Annotated in this window: 13 protein-coding genes and 3 pseudogenes; 10 read left to right on the forward strand and 6 right to left on the reverse strand. The window is 63.5% G+C overall.

The features are described 5' to 3' along the window. Positions 1-58: 58 nt before the first annotated feature. The 5 genes and pseudogenes from A7A09_RS08700 to A7A09_RS08720 all read right to left on the reverse strand — a co-directional run bounded on the left by A7A09_RS08700 (position 59) and on the right by A7A09_RS08720 (position 8,869). A complete protein-coding gene (locus A7A09_RS08700; protein WP_106691012.1) occupies positions 59-3,289 on the reverse strand; it encodes an error-prone DNA polymerase in 3,231 nt (1,076 codons plus the stop codon). Beyond that, positions 3,286-4,800, reverse strand: coding sequence for a Y-family DNA polymerase (locus tag A7A09_RS08705; protein ID WP_106691013.1), 1,515 nt, complete (start codon positions 4,798-4,800; stop codon positions 3,286-3,288). Before A7A09_RS08705 ends, A7A09_RS08700 begins: the two co-directional genes overlap by 4 nt. Next, positions 4,763-5,548: an ImuA family protein gene (locus A7A09_RS08710; RefSeq protein WP_106691014.1), complete on the reverse strand. Its 786-nt coding sequence runs from the start codon at positions 5,546-5,548 to the stop codon at positions 4,763-4,765. The genes A7A09_RS08705 and A7A09_RS08710 overlap by 38 nt, the downstream gene beginning before the upstream one ends. Before the next feature lie 21 nt (positions 5,549-5,569). After that, entirely contained in the window at positions 5,570-6,379 is an 810-nt protein-coding gene (locus tag A7A09_RS08715; protein ID WP_148043632.1) for an endonuclease III domain-containing protein, read from the reverse strand. A gap of 124 nt (positions 6,380-6,503) precedes the next feature. Further along, a pseudogene (locus A7A09_RS08720) lies at positions 6,504-8,869 on the reverse strand (thiamine pyrophosphate-binding protein). Between the two features lie 118 nt (positions 8,870-8,987). Between A7A09_RS08720 and A7A09_RS08725 the strand changes: the two are divergent. The 4 genes from A7A09_RS08725 (at position 8,988) to arsH (ending at position 11,787) form a co-directional block, all read left to right on the forward strand. After that, positions 8,988-9,458: an Lrp/AsnC family transcriptional regulator gene (locus A7A09_RS08725; RefSeq protein ID WP_106691082.1), complete on the forward strand. Its 471-nt coding sequence runs from the start codon at positions 8,988-8,990 to the stop codon at positions 9,456-9,458. A 169-nt stretch (positions 9,459-9,627) separates the two neighbouring features. Then, positions 9,628-9,984: an ArsR/SmtB family transcription factor gene (locus tag A7A09_RS08730; RefSeq protein WP_106691016.1), complete on the forward strand. Its 357-nt coding sequence runs from the start codon at positions 9,628-9,630 to the stop codon at positions 9,982-9,984. A 7-nt stretch (positions 9,985-9,991) separates the two neighbouring features. Further along, entirely contained in the window at positions 9,992-11,044 is a 1,053-nt protein-coding gene (arsB, locus tag A7A09_RS08735) for an ACR3 family arsenite efflux transporter (RefSeq protein WP_106691017.1), read from the forward strand. Between the two features lie 29 nt (positions 11,045-11,073). Continuing rightward, complete coding sequence (arsH, locus tag A7A09_RS08740) at positions 11,074-11,787, forward strand: arsenical resistance protein ArsH (RefSeq protein WP_106691018.1); 714 nt, start codon at positions 11,074-11,076, stop codon at positions 11,785-11,787. Positions 11,788-11,830: 43 nt separating this feature from the next. Here arsH and pdxR read toward each other — a convergent pair whose 3' ends face one another. Beyond that, positions 11,831-13,306: a MocR-like pyridoxine biosynthesis transcription factor PdxR gene (gene pdxR / locus A7A09_RS08745; RefSeq protein ID WP_106691019.1), complete on the reverse strand. Its 1,476-nt coding sequence runs from the start codon at positions 13,304-13,306 to the stop codon at positions 11,831-11,833. A 115-nt stretch (positions 13,307-13,421) separates the two neighbouring features. Between pdxR and A7A09_RS08750 the strand changes: the two genes are divergently transcribed. The 6 genes and pseudogenes from A7A09_RS08750 to xsc all read left to right on the forward strand — a co-directional run bounded on the left by A7A09_RS08750 (position 13,422) and on the right by xsc (position 20,004). Next, positions 13,422-14,423: a TRAP transporter substrate-binding protein gene (locus A7A09_RS08750; RefSeq protein WP_106691083.1), complete on the forward strand. Its 1,002-nt coding sequence runs from the start codon at positions 13,422-13,424 to the stop codon at positions 14,421-14,423. An 81-nt stretch (positions 14,424-14,504) separates the two neighbouring features. Then, positions 14,505-15,062 carry a TRAP transporter small permease gene (locus A7A09_RS08755; RefSeq protein WP_106691020.1) on the forward strand — a complete coding sequence of 186 codons (558 nt, stop codon included), beginning with the start codon at positions 14,505-14,507 and terminating at the stop codon, positions 15,060-15,062. After that, positions 15,062-16,401, forward strand: a pseudogene (locus tag A7A09_RS08760) (TRAP transporter large permease). Before A7A09_RS08755 ends, A7A09_RS08760 begins: the two are co-directional and overlap by 1 nt. Positions 16,402-16,416: 15 nt before the next feature. After that, complete coding sequence (locus A7A09_RS08765; protein ID WP_106691021.1) at positions 16,417-16,812, forward strand: nuclear transport factor 2 family protein; 396 nt, start codon at positions 16,417-16,419, stop codon at positions 16,810-16,812. Between the two features lie 7 nt (positions 16,813-16,819). Further along, complete coding sequence (locus tag A7A09_RS08770) at positions 16,820-18,211, forward strand: NAD(P)/FAD-dependent oxidoreductase (protein WP_106691022.1); 1,392 nt, start codon at positions 16,820-16,822, stop codon at positions 18,209-18,211. A 12-nt stretch (positions 18,212-18,223) separates the two neighbouring features. Further along, a pseudogene (gene xsc, locus A7A09_RS08775) lies at positions 18,224-20,004 on the forward strand (sulfoacetaldehyde acetyltransferase). Positions 20,005-20,071 lie beyond the last annotated feature (67 nt).

Consider the following 20,071-nt stretch of genomic DNA (forward strand, 5'->3'; position numbering starts at 1 on the left):
CTTGCGCATATCCCGCAAGGGGCCGGCATGCGTCATCGGTTCGGGAAACAGCGGCCATTCAATGGAAATTCCGTCCCTTCGGCAAGACCCGCATATTGCGGGGATGCCGCCAGAGATTTTGCGCAGGCATCGGCTGTGACCCCGTTCCGGGATCGGCCATGGCCTCCATGAGTTCGGGGGTCAGGTCGATAAGCCTGTGGGCGATCACGTGGATGACCTCCTGCTCTTTTTGCAGAACTCCTTCCACCCCGGTCATCCGGGCGCCGAAAACGATGCGTCGGAATTTCTTGAAAACATTTTCCCATATGACGACATTGGCGATGCCGGTTTCATCCTCCAGCGTCATGAAGATGGTTCCTTTCGCCGTGCCCGGCCGCTGCCGGACAAGGACAAGGCCCGCGATGCGCACCGGCTGCCCGTTCGGGATGTCGGCCAATGCCCCGGTTGGATGGACGCGCTGCCTGACCAGACGCTGACGCAGGAAGGATACCGGATGCGCCTTGAGCGACAGCTTGAGCGTGCTGTAATCCTCGATCACATGCTCGCCCGGGGAAAGCCGGGGCAGGGCGACGCTCTGCTCGGCCTGGAATGAGACACCGCCGGGCGCTTGCGCGGCAGCAAAGAGCGGCAGGTCCTCGGCTGCCGCCCGCACGCCCTGATGTCCGCTCAGCCCCCGCACCTCCCAAAGCGCGGCACGCCGGTCAAGCCCGACAGAGCGGAAGGCATCGGCTTCGGCCAGACGGCGCAGCGAGAACATGTCGATCCCGGCCCGGAAATAGAGATCGCGCAGGCTCGTGAATCCCGTGCCGCGCGCCTGCGCGATTGCCTTGGCGGTATCCGCGCGCATTCCCTCGATCTGCCGCAGGCCAAGGCGAAGGGCGAAACGGATATTGCCCGGCTTTTCCGCCGGCTCCAGGCTGTGATCCCATTCACCGTGATTGATATCGGCGGGCCTCACCTCGCCACCATGGTCACGGAAATCGCGGATGATGGAGGATGCGGAGTAAAAGCCCATGGGCTGCGAATTCAGCAGGGCGCAGGCAAAGACATCCGGATAACGGCATTTGAGCCAGGAAGAGGCATAGGCCAGCAGGGCGAAGCTGGCCGAATGGCTTTCGGGAAAGCCGTAATCGCTGAAACCCTTGATCTGCTCGAAGCAGCGCTCGGCGAAGTCGAGTTCATATCCGTTCGCGATCATGCCGTTTATGAAATCCTCGCGAAACCGGTCGATGGTGCCCGTATGCCGGAAAGAGGCCATGGCGCGGCGCAGCCTGTCCGCCTTGGCAGGAGGAAAACCGGCAGCGACGATGGCCATCTTCATCGCCTGTTCCTGGAACAGCGGCACACCGCAGGTCTTGCTGAGAACCGCCTTCAACTCGGGCTTGGGATATTCGATTGCCTCCAGTTTGTTACGCCTGCGAAGATAGGGATGCACCATATTGCCCTGGATAGGGCCGGGCCGGACGATGGCGATTTCTATGACCAGGTCGTAGAAATTCTTGGGGCGCAGGCGGGGCAGCATCGACATTTGCGCCCGGCTCTCGATCTGGAACACACCGATCGTGTCGGCCCGCTGGATCATTTCATAGGTCGGGTCGTCATCACGCGGCACGGTGGCAAGCGTCCGGTCCTCGCCGTAATGGTCCCGCAGCAGGTCAAAGGCCTTGCGCAGGCAGGTCAGCATGCCAAGGGACAGGACATCGACCTTCAGGATATCGAGGGCGTCGAGATCGTTCTTGTCCCATTCGACCATGGTGCGGTCCTTCATGGCCGCATTGGCAATCGGCACGATCTCGTCCAGCGGCGAATCCGTCAACACGAAGCCGCCGACATGCTGCGACAGGTGCCGTGGAAAGCCGATGAGCTGCCGGGCCAGTATCAGCGTCTGGCGCAGCCGGGGATCGGTTGGATCCAGCCCGGCCTCGCGTATCCGCCCTGTCTCCGGGGTGTCAGAGGACCGTCCCCAGACATGGCCGGTCATGGCCGCGACGACATCCGGCGACAGGCCCATGGCCTTGCCTGTTTCTCGCATTGCGCTGCGGCTGCGATAGGTGATGACCGTCGCGGCCAACCCGGCGCGGCGGCGGGTATATTTGCCATAGATATACTGCATGACCTCTTCACGCCGCTCATGCTCGAAATCGACATCGATATCCGGGGGCTCGCCACGTTCGGCAGAGATGAACCGTTCGAACAGCAGGTCGATCTCGTCCGGATCCACCGAGGTGATGCCAAGGCAGTAGCAGACGATGGAATTGGCCGCCGATCCACGCCCCTGGCAGAGAATGGGCGGCTCTTGCGTGCGGGCGAAATGCACGATGTCATGCACGGTCAGGAAATAGGCGGCATAGTTCAGTTCCCCGATCAGTCGCAATTCATTGGCGATCTGGTCGCGCCGTTCGTCGCTGGGTCCCTTGGGAAAGCGTTTCCGCGCGCCAAGCCAGGTCAGGCGTTCCAGTTCCTCTTGCGGGGTGGCGCTTTGCCCCGCGGATTCCGCCGGATAGTCCTGTGCCAGCTCATCCAGCGAAAACCGGCAGGCCTCGGCCAGCTCCACCGAGCGCGCGACGGCGGCCTCGTGACCGTCCAGCAGCCGTGCCATTTCCATCGGTTCCTTCAGGTGCCGCTCGGCATTGCGTTCCAGCCGAAAGCCCGCCTCGTCAATGGTGCAATGCTCGCGGATACAGGTCAGCAGATCCTGCAATGGACGGCGGGCGGGGGCGTGGTAAAGCACGTCATTGCTCGCGATAAGGGGGGTGCCGCTGGTATCCGCCAATGCCGCCAGCCGCTGTTGCCGGGCGCGGTCATTTGCACGGCGATACGGGGTCAGCGCAAGATGGACGGCACCGGGGAAAAGCGCGGCCAGCCGGATCAGATGAGCCTCGAAATCTGCGCCGAAATCATAGGGCGGCATGGCGATGAAGCGGTGACCTGTTTCAAGCGCGGGAAGATCATCGAGGAAAAGATGGCATTCCCCCTTGGGCGCGCGGCGATTGCCTGTGGTCAGAAGTTTGGTCAATCGGCCATAGGCGGCACGGTCGGTCGGAAAGCACAGCGTCTCGAACCCTTCCATCAGCACCAGCCGCACCCCGACGACAAGGCGGATACCCCGCGCCTTCGCCTCTACATGGGCTCTCACGGCCCCGGCCAGCGAGTTGCGATCGGCGATGCCGATGGCGGCATGGCCTAGCCGCGCAGCCGTCGCCACCAGCTCTTCCGGATGCGAACCGCCACGCAGGAAGCTGAAATTGCTGGTGACGGCAAGTTCGGCAAAGGGAGGAGGCGAGGTCATGCGAAGATCCCATGAATGAACCAGCGCGGCGCATTCCCGGCACGCTCATACAGCCCGTCGCGAAAAAGCCAGAAACGGTGGCCTGCCTCGTCCTCGACCCGGTAATAGTCGCGGGTGGTGCGGCTGGCATCTTCATGGGTTCGCCACCATTCGGGGGCGATGCGTTCCGGCCCCTCGGCGCGGGTGACGCGATGCGGTTCGCGTCGCCATTCGAAACGCGCCGGGGGGCTGTCCGGCGCTTCTGCGATGGCGATAATGGGTTCGGGCGGGGCGAGCAGCAGAAGCGGACGCGCGAAATCCGCGCCATCCTGGACGGTCCGGGCATGCGCGGGCCAGTCGGGGGTGCCGGTTTTCTCCAGGACCGAAACGAAGCGAAAGGCGCGCTCGGGGATATGGCTGGGGCAGGGCAGGGCGCGGGTGACGCGATCCGGACCGAAGCGGTTGACGAGCCGGTCGAGTAGCGGGGAGATGTCATTCCGGCCAGAGTCATGCACGGGGCCATCCATATCCTCTTGCTGCGCGGGCTTGTCCTCGATCTGAATGGCGCTCAGCCGCGCCGCCTCGAAACCGAAGCCCGCCCGCTGCTCGATCCGATCAAGCCGTTCGCAAAGCAGGCGGCAGAGATGGTGGGGATCGCGCGTGGCGGTGCTGGTGGCAAGCGGCACAGTTTCGAACCAGCCATCGATGCGGAAAAGCCGCAATTCCACCCGCCGCGCGCCCTTGCCGGCCTTTTCCAGCATATCTGCGAGGTCGCGGGTCAGTCTTTCGACAGCGATCTCGACACCCTTCCGGGTTATGATGGGTTCGACAAAGCGGCATTCCGCGACATGCGAGACCGGGGGGCTGAGTGGAGTGAAGCTTTCCTCTTCATACCCCATCGCCGTGTCCAGACGGCGCATAAGCTGTGATCCGAAACGGGCGGCAAGAGGGGCGCGGGGCTTGTCCACAAGATCGCCGACCCTCTTCAGGCCGAGTTTCTCGAGCGCCCGGCGGATTTCCGGCGAAAGGCGCAGCGCGGCAATGGGCAGCGGCGCGAGATCGTCGCGCAGTTTGCGGGGGTGAGAGATATGGCAAGGATCCGGCGCATGGCGGGCCAGCCCCCATGCCGTGCCGATAGTGGGGGCGATGGCAAGCCGGGCGGACAGGCCGAAACCGCTCAGCCGCTTCGAGATATTCTCCATCATCCCGGCCTCACCGCCGAAAAGATGTGCGCAGCCGGTGATATCAAGGCTGATGCCGTCAGGGGGATCGGCGCGGGTGAAGGGGCTATAGCATTGGCACCACAGGGCGAGCCTGATCAGTGCCCGCTCATCGCCCGCCGGATCCGCATGCGCGACCTGAAGCGCCGGATGGATGGCGCGGGCATCGGCAAGCGTCATGCCGGGCCGGAATCCCATGCCTCGGGCGGCTGTGTTCAGGGCGGTGATATGCTGGCCGGTCTCTGATGTCGTGATCAGCACCAGGGGTTTGTCTTCACGAAGCCTTTGCCCATCCGCTGCCGTAAGTGCCATGCGCCCATGCCGGCGCTCGATCGGCCAGTGGGGCAGGAAAACGGAAAGAAAGCGTTTCATGATCCCATTCGACCTCCCATTGTCCGGGGGTTCCTTTCCTGCATTTGGTCAGTTCAATCCGCCATCGCGGCGCGCCGACCGGCCCGGCATGTTGCGCCGGGGCATTCGGCATGGCGCCGACCGACCAGCGCGTTTCGGCGGCCGTGGACATGGCCGGATGCGTCTTGCCGCGCAGGATCAGGGCAGTTACGCCCTGACGGGCCGCACGCATGGCAAGGCGGCGGCTGGCGGTGAAATCATAGCTTCGGTCACGCTCCGGCAGCACGCCGATCACCGCGCTGAGCGCCGGATGGCCCAGCCCCTCTTCCAGCGTCCAGAGGATGTCGGTTCCCTTGCATGCCTCGACCTGGATCAGATGGGCAGGGTCAAGGCCAAGCGCGGTCAGGCCAAGTGGGTAAGCTGCCCCCCCACGCCTCCCGCGATCCGCGGGCAGGGCCCAGAGGACGAAGCCCGGCCGCAGGCACGCAATCCGTGTCAGAAGGCAGGCGCCGAAGCCGATGCCGGCTGCGAGATCGCCGGACGCCGTCGGCACGATCTCATGCAATGCGCCAGTGGAAAGACCATTATCGGCAAATGCGGCGTCCAGCCTGTCGGGGCCCAGGGACAGCACCGGGCGCCGTATTGGCGACAGGCACTCCCGAGAGGCGATGCGCTGACGCAGGGCGTCTATGTTTTGGGGGCTGCTCATGGTCAGAACCTGGCCTTGACGCTATGACAAACCGCAGGAGGCGATGTCTTGCCCGGGGCGGGAAGCTATGGGGGGATCGTTGTCTTTCCGGCATGCCCGTGCCCTGAGCCAATCTTCGAGGCATTTTCCCCTCATCATCCACGGGACAGATTGAGCAGAGGATGCGCAGACAGGAGAAAATGGGCAGGAACAAGGGGATGCTTGCACGCAGAAGGTCTTTCCCAACCGCTTCATCAGCGCGTAATGCCGTGTCATGTCCGCAGCGTCCCATTCGTCCGGCAGCAGATGATCGAGCCGCCGCACGGTTTGCCCCAGATCCGCCTTTCCAGGGACCAGCCCCAGGCAGCGCGCGGCACGGCAATGGGCCCTGTCTACGACAAGCGCGCGCCTTTGCAGCGTGCTGAGATTGAGCGTGGCCGCACTGGTCTTGGGTCCGACACCATAGAGTTTTTCCAGCCAGTCAATCGCGGCCCCGACAGGCCAATCGGCCAGGAAATCAAGTGTCAGCCTGCCGCGCCGGGCGATGATTTCCCGGATTGCGCGGGGAAGGGTGTCCGCCTTGTCCTCCGGATGGGTGACGCCATGAAGCACGGGCTCGATCTCATCCGGAGACATTCGGGCCAGCATCTCCCACCGGCCGCAATGCTGCGCCAATCGCAAGAATGCAGGTCCGGAGGCCTCGTCGCGCGTCAGAGCGCTGATGATCGCCAGCACCATCTGGCTGACCGGATCAAGCCGCAGATGTTCCGGCGGTGTTCCGAATGCCTCGATCAGGCATTGATGAACCGCTGCAAGCCGGTTGAATGACGTAAGGGACAGGCTGTATTGCATATCGTCAGGATATGAACAAAACAAGAACATTGCAATGATTCGAAGTCCGGCCCCTTGCCCGGAATTCCGGGCGATAGGTGCATTCACGGAAGGGGTAAGGGGGCGAAAGAGCCCCCTTGCCTGCTCAGCCCGTAACCGGCGCCAGCCTTGCGCCTTCGGTCATGGCCGAGACGGCGCCGACGATCCCGGCGGTGTCGATGCCGTAATGGCGGTAGAGATCGCCGATGGTGCCGGTCTGGCCAAACTGCTCGACGCCAAGCGCGATGGTTCGGTGCCCGGCAACCCCGCCCAGCCATGACAGCGTCGCCGGATGACCGTCGATCACCGTGACCAGATGGCAATGCCGGGGCAGGGGCGACAGCAGGGTTTCGGCATGGCAATTCGCGGCTGCTCCGCTGCGCCGGGCGCGTTGCGCGGCGGTCCAGCCTGCATGCAGCCGGTCGGCCGATGTCACCGCCAGCACCGCCACGTCGCGGCGGTTTTCGGCGATGAAGCCGGCGGCGGCGATGGCCTCGGGGGCCACCGCGCCTGATAGGCGATGACCACCTCGCAATTCGGTCCCGGCGGGCGCAGCCAGTAACCGCCATCGATGGCGCCTTGCTGGAAATCTTCGGGCAGGGCGGCCTGTTCGATCGGCCGGGTGGTCAGCCGCAGATAGACCGCGCCGCCCCTGTCATCGGCCAGCGAGCTGCGCGGATCGGGCGCACCCCCGCCGTCACGCTGCATGTAATCGAAGGACCATTCCATGATCGCGGCCAGTTCCGCGGCGAAGGCGGGCTCGAAACTGGCCAGCCCGTCCTGCGCCATGCCGATCAGCGGGGTGGAGATCGACTGATGCGCGCCACCCTCGGGTGCCAGCGTCACGCCCGAGGGCGTCCCCGCGATCATGAAGCGGGCATCCTGGTAGCAGGCATAGTTCAGCGCATCGAGACCACGACAGACAAAGGGGTCATAGACCGTGCCGACCGGCAACAGCCGCTTGCCAAACAGCGGACCCGACAGCCCCGCCGCCGCCAGTTGCAGGAACAGGTTCATCTCGGCGATGCCCAGCTCGATATGCTGGCCCTCGGGGGCGAAATCCCATTTGGCGGTCGAAGGGATTTTCTGGCTGCGGAACAGGTCGGGGCGGGCATGCCGCGCCCAGAGCTTGCGGCGGTTCACCCATGGCCCCAGCCCGGTCGTGCCGGTCACATCGGGCGAGACGGTGACGATCCTTTCGGCCAGTTCGCTGTCGCCGCGCGCCAGATCGTCCAGCAGCTTGCCGAAGGCGGCCTGTGTCGAGCCCTCGGCCCCGCCGGGGGTAGGCATGGCAGGCAGCGCGATCCGTTCGGCGATATGACGGCGCGGCCCGGCGGCGAAGAACGGCACCTGCCGCAGGAAATCGCGCAAGCCGTCGGGATCGCGGACAGCGGCGAAGGGTTCCCATTCCTCGCCCTCTGGCACGCCCATATGCGCCTGCCAGTCCCGCATCTGCGCCTTGGTCATCAGCCCGCCGTGATTGTCCTTATGCCCGGCGATGGGCGTGCCCCAACCCTTGACCGTATAGGCCAGAAAGCAGACTGGCCGGTCATGCTCGATGGCGGCAAAATGTTCGGCCATCGTCTCGACGCAATTGCCGCCCAGGTTCTCCATCAGCGCGGCCAGTTCGGCATCGCTGCGCCGCTCGATCAGCGCAGAGACCTCGCCCTGATCGCCCAGATCGTCCATCAGCCGCTTGCGCCATTCGGCTCCGCCGCTGAAGGTCAGCGCCGAATAAAGCTGGTTCGGGCAGGCATCGATCCATTCGCGCAGATGCCCTCCCCCCGGCTCGGCAAAGGCGGCACGCTGCAACACGCCATACTTGATCCGCACGACATCCCAACCGAACGCCTCGAACAGCTTCTCGATCCGGTTCCACAACCCCTCGCGCACGACGCCATCCAGCGATTGCCGGTTATAGTCGATCACCCACCAGACATTGCGCAGATCGTGCTTCCAGCCCTCTTGCAGGCATTCGTGGATATTGCCCTCGTCCATCTCGGCATCGCCCATCAGCGCGATCATCCGGCCTATCCGCATATCCGCGCCCCAGGGCTTGCCGGCGATATAATCCTGGATGATCGAGGCGAACGAGGTCACCGCGACGCCCAGCCCCACCGAACCGGTCGAGAAATCCACGTCATCGGCATCCTTGGTCCGGCTCGGATAGCTTTGCACCCCGCCATAGCCGCGAAAATCCAGCATCTTCTGGCGGTCAAGATTGCCCATCAGGTATTGCATCGCGTGGAACAGCGGCCCGGCATGTGGTTTCACCGCCACCCGGTCCTCGGGCCGCAGCGCGGTGAAATACAGCGCCGTCATGATCGACACCATCGAGGCGCAAGAGGCCTGGTGCCCGCCGATCTTGATGCCGTCCTGCCTGGGGCGCAGGTGATTGGCATTATGGATCATCCAATGCGACAGCCACAGCAGGCGCTGCTCGACGGTTTTCAGGTGAGCGGATTGGGGCATGGCGCGGTCTCCTTGCTGTCTCCAGCATATCATGCCGCAAAATGAGGTGGGGTGTCCTTGCGTTCTCGGCTCCGATATGCCGTGATGACGAGATATTTCATGCCGTATGGGAGGTATCATGGTGGAATCCGCCAAGATTGATGATTTCGATCTCCGAATCCTGCGCATTCTGCGGGGTCACGGGCGGATGCCCCTGCAGGATCTCAGCGAGCGTATCGGTCTCAGCCCGACACCGGTGGCGCGGCGGGTCCGTAATCTCGAAGCGGCGGGAGTAATTACCGGCTATGCCGCGCTGATCGACGAGGCGGCACTGGGTTACCCGGTCTCGGTCTTCGTCTCGGTCAAGCTGGACCGGCAGGTGGATCGGGCGCTGGCGCAGTTCGAGACGGCGATCCGGGCCTTTCCCGAGGTGGTGGATTGCTGGCTGATGACCGGCAATCGCGATTACCTGTTGCGGGTCGCCACGGATGGGCTTGCGGGCTTCGAGGATTTCCTGACCCGCCGCCTGACAAGGCTGGCCTGCGTTTCCAGCATCGAAAGTTCGATCCCGATCCGGCGCGTCAAGTCGGGGATTTGCAGGCAGCCGTGATGCCTGTCACCGGCTTGCCGGCCATCGCGTTCGTTCCTTGAACAGGCGCACGGACAATCAAGGCTGGCCGATTGCCGGGGGGCTTAATCCTTTCCGGTGTCCGAGGATAGATGCGGCAACAATGGTGCCAGGGCTTGCATGTTTTCTATAATTTGATATTACATGAAATATGGAAAAGAATCATGCCATCGCATCCCTGTCGGCCCTGGCGCATGACATGCGCATCGATATCTTCCGCCTGCTTGTCCGGGCCGGGCCGGATGGTCTGGCAGCGGGCGAGATCGCGGAGGCGCTGGACCTGCGTGCCAGCACATTGTCCAACAACCTGACGATCCTGACGCAGGCCGGCCTGATCCGTGGATTGCGGGAGGGGCGCTCGATCCGCTATTTCGCCGCGATGGACGGCATGCGCAGCCTGCTGGGCTTTCTGCTGGAGGATTGCTGCGGCGGGCGGCCCGAACTCTGCCAGCCTGTGCTGGAACTGATCGCCTGCGATTCCCTGCCTTGCTGCACCGCGGAAACCTGAGGCAAGGATGACAGATATCACCGCTTCCGACGATAACGGCCTTGGAGCCTTCGAACGTTACCTGACGGTTTGGGTTGCGCTGGCGATGATCGCGGGCCTGGTCATCGGTGTCATCGCGCCGGGACTGGTCGAGGCCGTGGCCGGGGCCGAGATCGCCTCGATCAACCTGGTCGTGGCCGTGCTGATCTGGGCGATGGTCTATCCGATGATGGTCAATGTCGATTTCGGGGCCGTCGCCGATGTCGCACGCCAGCCGCGCGGATTGCTGATCACTCTGACGGTGAACTGGCTGATCAAGCCCTTTACTATGGCGGCGCTGGCGGTGCTGTTCTTCGACCATGTCTTCGCCCCATGGATCGCACCGGAAGATGCCGTGGAATATATTGCCGGGCTGATCCTTTTGGGCGCGGCGCCCTGCACGGCGATGGTCTTTGTCTGGTCCCAGCTTGCGCGGGGGGACGCGACCTATACGCTGGTGCAAGTCTCGGTGAATGACCTGATCATGGTCGCGGCCTTTGCCCCTATCGTTGCCTTCCTGCTGGGCGTCACCGATATCGCCGTGCCCTGGCAGACGCTCTTGCTGGCAACGCTGCTTTATGTGGTGCTGCCGTTGATCGCGGGGCTGATGACCCGGCGCCTGCTTGGTTCCCCCGAGGCCATCGAGGCGTTCTCGGCACGGATCAAGCCGTGGTCCATCATCGGGCTGATTGCCACGGTCGCGATCCTGTTCGGCCTTCAGGGCGAGGTGATCCTGAACCGGCCCTTTGTCATCCTGCTGATCGCCGTGCCGATCCTGATCCAGAGCTATGCGATCTTCGCCATTGCCTATGGGGCCGCGTTCGCCCTGAAGGTGCCGCATCGCATTGCCGCGCCCTGCGCGATGATCGGCACCTCGAATTTCTTCGAACTGGCCGTCGCGGTCGCCATCAGTCTGTTCGGCCTGAATTCTGGCGCGGCGCTGGCGACCGTGGTGGGGGTGCTGGTCGAGGTGCCGGTCATGTTGTCGCTGGTCGCTTTCGCCAATCGCACCCGTAGCCGCTTTCCGGCGACGCATCCCTGATCGTTATCCCGATGTAGAGGACTCACAGCTTGACCGGCCTGCCCAATATCAAGACCGACTGCTTTCATCCCGTGGATCCCGATGCGCTGTTTCCACGGCAGCGCAGCAGCCATCCACCGCGGATCCTGCTGCTTTACGGTTCGCTGAGAGAGCGCAGCTTCTCGCGCTTCGTGGCGGAAGAGGCCGGGCGTATACTGGAACGATTGGGCGCAGAGACCCGGATCTTCGATCCCCATGATCTTCCCCTGGCCGATGCGGTCGAGGCGGATCATCCCAAGGTGGCCGAACTGCGCGATCTGGTCGGCTGGTGCGAGGGCATGGTCTGGTCCTCGCCCGAGCGGCATGGCGCGATGTCTGGTGTGATGAAGACCCAGATCGACTGGATCCCCCTGTCGCTTGGCGGCGTGCGGCCTACGCAGGGCAAGACGCTCGCGGTCATGCAGGTCTGCGGCGGCAGCCAGAGCTTCAACACCGTCAACCAGTTGCGGATCCTCGGGCGCTGGATGCGGTTGCTGACCATCCCGAACCAGTCCTCGGTCGCAAAGGCATGGGGTGAGTTCGACGATTCCGGCCGCATGAAACCATCGCCCTATTACGACCGGATCGTGGATGTGATGGAGGAACTGACCCGCTTCACCCTGCTGACCCGCGATATCCGCGAATATCTGGTGGACAGGTATTCGGAACGGGTCGAAAGCCACGAGGCGCTGTCAAGGCGCGTTAACCAGTCACGCGCCGTCTGACGCCCGGCATTCCCATTGTCGCAGGGGCTAGCAACCGGGTGTTTCAAGCCGCGAGCTCGGTTGCCCGCCGGGCGATCAGTTCGATGCCTGCGGGTATGTCCTTTTCGGAAATCGAGGAATAACCCAAGCGGAAATAGGGGCAGACCGGCGGAGGAGACTCGAAGAACACCGCGCCGGGTTCGATCAGGACTCCGTCCGGTCGCAAACGCTCTGCCAGGACGGCGCTGTCCACCCCGTCCGGTCCCTTGATCCAAACGCTCGATCCGCCTGAAATGGGCGCACCGGCAATCGTCAGCGAGGTTCGATGCAGCGCCTGTTCCAGCACCGCGCGCCGGTTTTTCAGCGCCTGGCGCAGGCGGACGATATGGGCGTCGTAATGGCCCAATGCGAGGAAATAGGCGGTGATGCGCTGCAAATGGCTGGGAGGATGGCGCAACATGATCGAGCGAAGTGCGCGGGCCTGCGTGATCAGCGCCGCCGGGGCGACCATGTAGCCGATGCGCAGCCCCGGAAACAGCGATTTTGAGAAACTGCCCAGATAGATCACCCGCCCGGTATCGTCGAGCGATTTGAGCGCCGGGGCGGGAGGGGCGAGATAGGACATCTCGAAATCGTAATCATCCTCGATGACGACGAAGTTCTGCTCGCCCGCCCGCGCGATCAGGTCCTTGCGGCGGGCCAGTGGCATGGTTGCGCCGGTCGGGATGTGATGGCTGGGTGTCGCGATGACCAGCCGGGTGTTTTCCGGCAGATCGGCGGGATTCAGCCCCATCTCGTCGACCGGCAGGAAGATCGTCGGGCTTTGCGCGCGGCGCAGGGTTTCCGCGAAATCGGGATAGCCGGGTTCCTCGGTCACGGCCAGCCGGTCGGCGCGGCCCAGTAACTCGACCGCCAGGAACAGCGCATTCTGTGCACCCATCGTGACCAGCACCTCTTTGGGCTCGGCATGGATGCCGCGCCGGGGCAAGGTGTTCGAGCAGATGTAATCCACCAGCAGCGGATCATCGGCGCCGTATTGATCCGCGGCCAGCGCGGCAAAATCGCGGGTGCCAAGCGCACGCCGGGCACAGTCGCGCCAGGCACTGTGATCGAACAGGTCCGGATCGGCCTGGCCATAGATGAAGCGATAGCGGAAATCGCGCCAGTTTGCGGGCTTTCGGATAACCCGGCGCGGCAGGCGGTGATCGGAAAGCCAGTCCTGCCAGTCCGGCGGCTTTCCAACCTGACGGATGCCGGGCACGCGAAGGCGACGATGCGGGACCGTGGCGGCGACCGCGACACCGGAGCGTGGGAGGGTTTCCAGGTAGCCCTGGCTGACCAGTTCCTGATAGACCAGCGTCACTGTCATCCGCGATATGCCAAGCGATCCGGCCAGCATCCTGCTGGAGGGCAGGCGCGTCCCCGGACGGGCACGGCTTTCCAGAACCGCCCGCACGATGGCCGCCATGAGGCGCCCCTGCAATGTCGGTGCTTCATCTTCGCGCAGAAAGATGATGTCGACGGGAATCCGGCTGCTCATCTGGACCTATGTTCTGTTCAATCTGGACATATCCTTGAATCGCATCTGCTGCAACATTCCGCCGGGTCAACCGACCACAGCCAATGTGGCGCATCCATGCACAGGGAGAATTCCGATGACCTACCTGACCCGCCTGCTGACAGGAACCGCAGTAAGCCTCGCGCTGGCCTTGCCCGCCGCGGCGGCCGAATACCGTATCGCCGTGGGCGATGGCGCGGGCGGCACGCAAGAGGCGCTCGGCAAAGCCTTCATCGCGGCGCTGGAAGAGGAATCCGGCGGCGAGATGACCGGCAAGCTGTTTCTGAACGGCCAGCTTGGCGATGAGCAGGACACCGTGACCGCCGCTGCGACGGGCACGCTGGATTTCTCGATCCTCGCCATCAACAATATCACCCCGTTCTCGCCCTCGGTCGGCACGCTGACACTGCCTTACGTGATCCTCAGCCAGGATGACGCCGAAAAGATCACGCAGGGAGAGATCGGCCAGCAGATGATCGACCAGACCATCGAAGATGCGGGCGTGCGCATCATCGGTTGGGCCTATTCCGGTTTCCGGGTGCTGACCAATTCCAAGAAGCCGGTTTCGACCGTGGAGGATTTGCAGGGGCTGGTGGTACGGGTTCCCAAGAACGAGATCATGATCGAAACCTATAAAAGCTGGGGCATCAACCCGACGCCGATGGCCTGGGGGGAAACCTTCGCCGCGCTTCAGCAGAAGGTCGTGGATGGTCAGGACAACCCCTACATGACTGTTTACGCGATGAAGTTCGACGAGGTGCAGAAATATATCACCAATCTGCGTTATCTTTTCTCGATCGAGCCGATCATCGTCAGCGAGGCCCTTTTCGAAAGCCTGAGCGAAGAGGAACAGCAGCACGTGCTGGCCGCCGGCGAGGCCGCGACGCAGGCTTCTGCAGAGTTTCTGCGGAGCGAAGAAGCCAAGATCCGCGAGGAACTGGTCTCGCGCGGGATGGAGATCACCGATCCGGCGGATGACGAAAAGGAATTCATGGAACTGGCCACCACGAATGTCTGGCCGAAATTCTATGACCAGATCGGCGGCAAGGAAGTCCTGAACGAGGTGCTGACCGCGCTCGATCGTCCGACCGTCGAATAAAAGGGCTCTGGCGGCACGTCGCCGCCAACACCCTTTCCCCGGAATCCACCCTTAATCGCAGCCCCCTTCAGGAGGCCCGCCATGCCTGCGCTCTGGTCGTTTCTCGACAAGTTCGAAAGCCATGTCTGCCGTATCCTGCTGGCCGTCTTCGTGAGCCTGCTTTTCGTGCAGATTGTCGCCCGCCAGCTATTCGGCTTTTCGATTACCTGGATCGAGGAGCTCTCGGTCATCCTGTTCGTCTGGTTCGCCTATTTCGGTGCGTCCTATGCCGCGCGCATCGCGGCCCATAACCGGGTTACCTTCCACCTGAACGCGATGTCGCGCCACAAGGCGCGGATCGTCGAGGCGGTCGGAGACCTGTTCTGGATCGCCTTCAACGCGGTGTTCATCTGGTATTCGATCGAGTTCATCAGCCGCCTGAAGCCCTTCGTGAAGGCCCAGACCCTGGGATGGGAGATGCGCTATGTCTACCTGGCGCTGCCCATCGCCTTCGTGCTGATGACGCTTCGCATCCTGCAGGTGAACTACCTCAAGCTGATACGCGGCACCGATCCGCGCGACCCCGACCGTGTCGAGGTCGAGGACATGATCGAGCTGTCGCAGGACGAACAGCGCGCCTTCGACCGGGAGAAGCGCTGATGGATAACCTGCTGATCGAAATCATTTTCGGTGCGTTCTTCGGGCTGCTGGTCCTTGGTGCCCCGATCACCGTGGCCCTTGGCGTGTCGTCGCTGATCGCGATGATCTACCTGGGCGACAACCCGATCAAGATGGTTCAGATGGCATGGTCCTCGGTGGGATCGTTCCCGCTGATGGCATTGCCCGCCTTCATCCTCGCCGGTGCGCTGATGGAGGCCGCCGGCCTGTCACGCCGCCTGATCGCCGTGGCCGAAAGTCTTGCCGGACCGTTCACCGGTGGATTGTCGGCGGCCACCATCGTCGCCTGCCTGTTCTTCGGCGCCATCTCGGGATCCGGTCCCGCCACAACCGCCGCCGTGGGAATGCTGATGATCCCCGCCATGTCGCGTCAGGGTTACGGACCCGGCTATGCCGCCTCCGTCACTGCTGCGGCCGGAGGGCTGGGCATCATCATCCCGCCCTCGATTCCGATGGTCATCTACGGCATCTCGGCGATGGGCATGCAGCCCGACCCGGCGGCGATCGAGGCGCATGGCACCTTTCAGTCCGTCTCGATCTCGAAGCTCTTCATCGCCGGATTCCTGCCCGGCGTGGTGATGGCGGGCGGCTGCTGGTGATGAACTATATCCGCTGCCGGATTCGCGGCTTCCACGGCTCGGACGAACCGCTGTCGCTGCACAAGGTCGCCTGTGCATGCTACAAAGGCTTCTGGGCGTTGATGGCGCCGGTGGTGATCCTCGGCGGCATCTATAGCGGCTTCTTCACCCCGACCGAGGCCGCCATCGTGGCCATCTTCTACACCCTCTTCGTTGGTGCGGCGATCTATCGCGAACTGGACCTGCGCGAGGTGGTCAAGGCGCTGGACACCACCACCTGGTTGTCGGGGCGCGTGCTGCTGGTGCTGTTCACCGCCACGATCTTCGGCCGCATCCTGGTCGAGAACGACGTGCCCGGCACCATTGCGGGCGGCGTGCTGAGCTTGACCACCAATATCTACGCGATCTGGGCGATGGTCATAGGCATGCTGCTGATCATCGGCATGTTCATGGAGACGCTGGCCGCGATCATGATCCTGGTGCCGGTGATGCTGCCGGTGGCCTATATGGTCGGCATCGATCCGATCCATTTCGGGATCGTGATGATCTGCACCCTGTCGGTCGGCTTCCAGACCCCGCCACTTGGCGAGAACCTGTTCATCGCCTCGGGCATCTCGGGCGTCTCGATAGAGAGGATCAGCCTGCGCGCGATCCCCTTCGCGATCGCTTCGGTTACCGCAATCTTCATCATCGCCAGCTTCCCGGCATTGGCCCTGTGGCTGCCGCGGATGCTGGGCTATTAAGCAAGGAGTATCGCCATGTCCCCCAAACTGACCGCCGAGGATCTGAAGGCCACTTTCGACGCCTTCAACCGCCACGATATTGACGGGGTGATGACCCATTTCGCCGATGATTGCGTGTTCTACACCGTCGCGGGCGACCACGAATATGGCAACAAGATCGAGGGGCGCGAGGCCATCGCCAAGGCCTTCGAGGGTGTCTGGACCGCGATGCCGGACGTGCAATGGGCCGAACACAGCCACTTCATGTCCGAAGACGGCACGCGGGGCGTTTCGCAATGGACCTTCCGCGCGACCAATCCCGACGGCACGCGGACCGAGGTGCAGGGAGCGGACCTGTTCCGCATCCGCGACGGCCGGATCGTCGAGAAACAGGCGATCCGCAAGCAACGCCCAGCAGTTCCGGCGAAGTGAGACGGTCATGCAGATGATCGATAACCGTCCGGGATCAAAGCCCTTCGATCCGTTTTACGACCCGATGACCGCGCGCGCGCTTGGTCCGGGCAGCGACTACGCGCCGACCTACTGGATCGGGACCGCCGGTGCCGCGCCCGAGGATGACGGGCCGGTGAAGGCAGACATGGATGTGGATGTCGCGGTGATCGGTTCGGGCTATACCGGGCTTTCGACCGCCATCCACCTGGCCAAGATGCACGGCATCAAGGCCGTCGTGCTGGAAGCCAATGGCGTGGCCTATGGCTGTTCGACCCGCAATGGCGGGCAGGCGCAAATCAGCTCTGGCCGGCTCAAGCGAAGCCAGTGGATCAAGCGTTGGGGGCTGGATGTCGCCCGGGGCCTGCATGCCGAGATCGTCGAGGCCTTCGATCTGTTTCGCGGCCTGATCCGCGATCACGACATTGCCTGCGAGCCGCAGGATGGCGGGCATTACTACATCGCTCACAAGGCGTCGGTGATGCCCACGCTGGAGGCCGAGGCCACGCTCTTGCGCGACAGTTTCGGCTATGGCGCCCGGATGCTCACCCGCGACGAGTTGCACGAGACCGTCGCGCGCGACATGGAGGCGCATGGCGCGATGTGGGAACCCGACGGCGTCGGCATCCACGCGGCCAAGCTGGCTTTCGATTATCTGCGGGTAGCGCGGGAACTGGGCGCAAAGGTGCATACGGACAGCCCGGTGCAGGGCTGGGAATTCAGGGATGGCGTGCATCATCTGCGCACGCCCGGCGGCACGGTTCGCGCCCGGCGCGTGGCGGTGGCGACGGCCGCCTATGCGCCCCGGAACCTGCATCCGAGGCTGAAGGACCGGCTGATGCCGATCATGTCCAACAGCGTCGTGACCCGCGAACTGACCGGGGACGAACTGGAAGCGGTGGGCATCCGCCGCCTGTCGCCGCTGACCGATACCCGCACGTTGCGGCATTACTATCGCCTGCTGCCCGACAACCGGCTGCAGATCGGTTCGCGCGCAGCCATCACCGGGAAGGACGCGGCCAACCCCGCACATCTCAACGCCTTGTGCGAGGGGCTGGCACGGAAATTCCCGGCCCTGCGCGGGATCGAGCTGGATTACAGCTGGTGGGGCTGGGTCGATGTCAGCCATGACATGATGCCCCGGATCACCGGCATTCCCGACTTGCCGGGCGCTTACTACGCGCTTGGCTATGGCGGCAACGGGGTGATGTATTCCGCCATGGCCGGCCGCCGGATGGCGCAACTGGTCGCGGGGGAGAAACTCCCGAACCTGCCGATCTTCAACAGCGAATTGCCTCACGAGGGCTGGAAGACGCCGTTCCGGCGGCTTGGCCAGTGGGGTCTCTATCACCTCTATCACTTCCGCGATGAGCGTAATTAAGGAGCGACGCCGATGAAAATGACCACCGAAGAAGCTTTCGTCAAAGTCTTGCAACTGCATGGGATCGAGCACGCGTTCGGGATTATCGGTTCAGCGATGATGCCGGTCAGCGACCTGTTTCCCAAGGCGGGGATCAAATTCTGGGACTGCGCGCATGAGACCAATGCCGGGCTGATGGCGGACGGGTTCACCCGTTCGACCGGCAAGATGTCGATGGCGATCGCGCAAAACGGCCCCGGCGTGACCGGCTTTGTCACCCCGGTCAAGACCGCCTATTGGAACCACACCCCGCTTTTGCTGGTCACGCCGCAGGCGGCGAACAAGACCATCGGCCAGGGTGGGTTCCAGGAGATGGAGCAGATGCGGCTGTTCGCCGATTGCGTCTGCTACCAGGAAGAGGTCCGCGACCCGAGCCGCATCCCCGAGGTTCTGAACCGGGTGATCATGCAGGCATGGCGCAACTCTGCCCCCGCGCAGATGAACATCCCGCGCGACATGTGGACACAGGTGATCGATGTCGATCTGCCGCAGGTCGTCGCCTTCGAGCGCCCGGCGGGTGGCGAACAGGCCGTGACCGAGGCGGCGAAGCTGCTTTCCGAGGCCAAGTTCCCGGTGATCCTGTCCGGCGCGGGCGTGGTGCTGTCTGGCGCGATCCCCGATCTGGTCAAGCTGGCCGAGCGGCTGGATGCCCCGGTTTGCTCGAACTACCAGCATAATGACAGTTTCCCCGGTTCGCACCCGCTGGCCATGGGTCCCCTGGGCTATAATGGATCGAAAGCGGGGATGGAGATTATCGCCAAGGCCGACGTGGTGCTGGCGCTCGGGACGCGGCTCAACCCGTTCTCGACCCTTCCGGGCTATGGCATCGATTACTGGCCGAAGGATGCAAGGATCATCCAGGTCGATATCAATGCCGACCGGATCGGGCTGACCAAGAAGGTCACCGTTGGCATCCAGGGCGATGCGGCCAAGGTCGCGCGCGGCATCATGGCGCAATTGTCAGCCAATGCCGGGGATGCGGGCCGGGCCGAGCGCCGCGATCTGGTGGCGCAGACGAAATCGCGTTGGGCGCAGGAACTGTCGAGCCTCGATCATGAGGACGACGATCCCGGCACCGAATGGAACGCCGGCGCACGCGAGCGCGATGCCGATCTGATGAGCCCCCGTCAGGCTTGGCGGGCGATCATGCAGGCGGTGCCCGGGGACGCCATCGTCAGCTCGGATATCGGCAACAACTGCGCCATCGGTAACGCCTATCCCAGCTTTGAGGCAGGCCGCAAATACCTGGCACCCGGCCTGTTCGGCCCCTGCGGTTACGGCTTCCCGGCGATCCTTGGCGCCAAGATCGGCAACCCGGACACCCCGGTGATCGGCTTTGCCGGTGATGGGGCCTTCGGCATATCGATGAACGAGATGACCGCTTGCGGGCGTGACGATTGGCCGGCGATCACATGGTGATCTTCCGCAACTATCAATGGGGCGCGGAAAAGCGCAACACCACGCTGTGGTATGACAACAATTTCGTCGGCACCGAGCTTGATCGCGGCACCTCCTATGCGAAGATCGCCGAGGCTTGCGGTGTCCGCGGAATACAGGTCAACTCGCAGGAGGGGCTTACCCATGCGCTGCATGAGGCGGTCGAACGTCAGATGAAACAGGGTGAGACCACTTTCATCGAGGTGCTGCTGAACCAGGAATTGGGCGAGCCGTTCCGCCGCGATGCGATGAAGAAGCCGGTCGAGGTGGCGGGTATCGATTCAGCCGACATGCGCCCGCAGCGCGGTGCCGCGTAAAACGATCCATGCAATCCGGCCCGGCGGCAACTGCCCCGCCGGGTCTTTCCGTCCCGCAGGAGTTTCC

The organism is Paracoccus methylarcula (genome assembly GCF_003007735.2).
GTDB lineage: Bacteria > Pseudomonadota > Alphaproteobacteria > Rhodobacterales > Rhodobacteraceae > Paracoccus > Paracoccus methylarcula.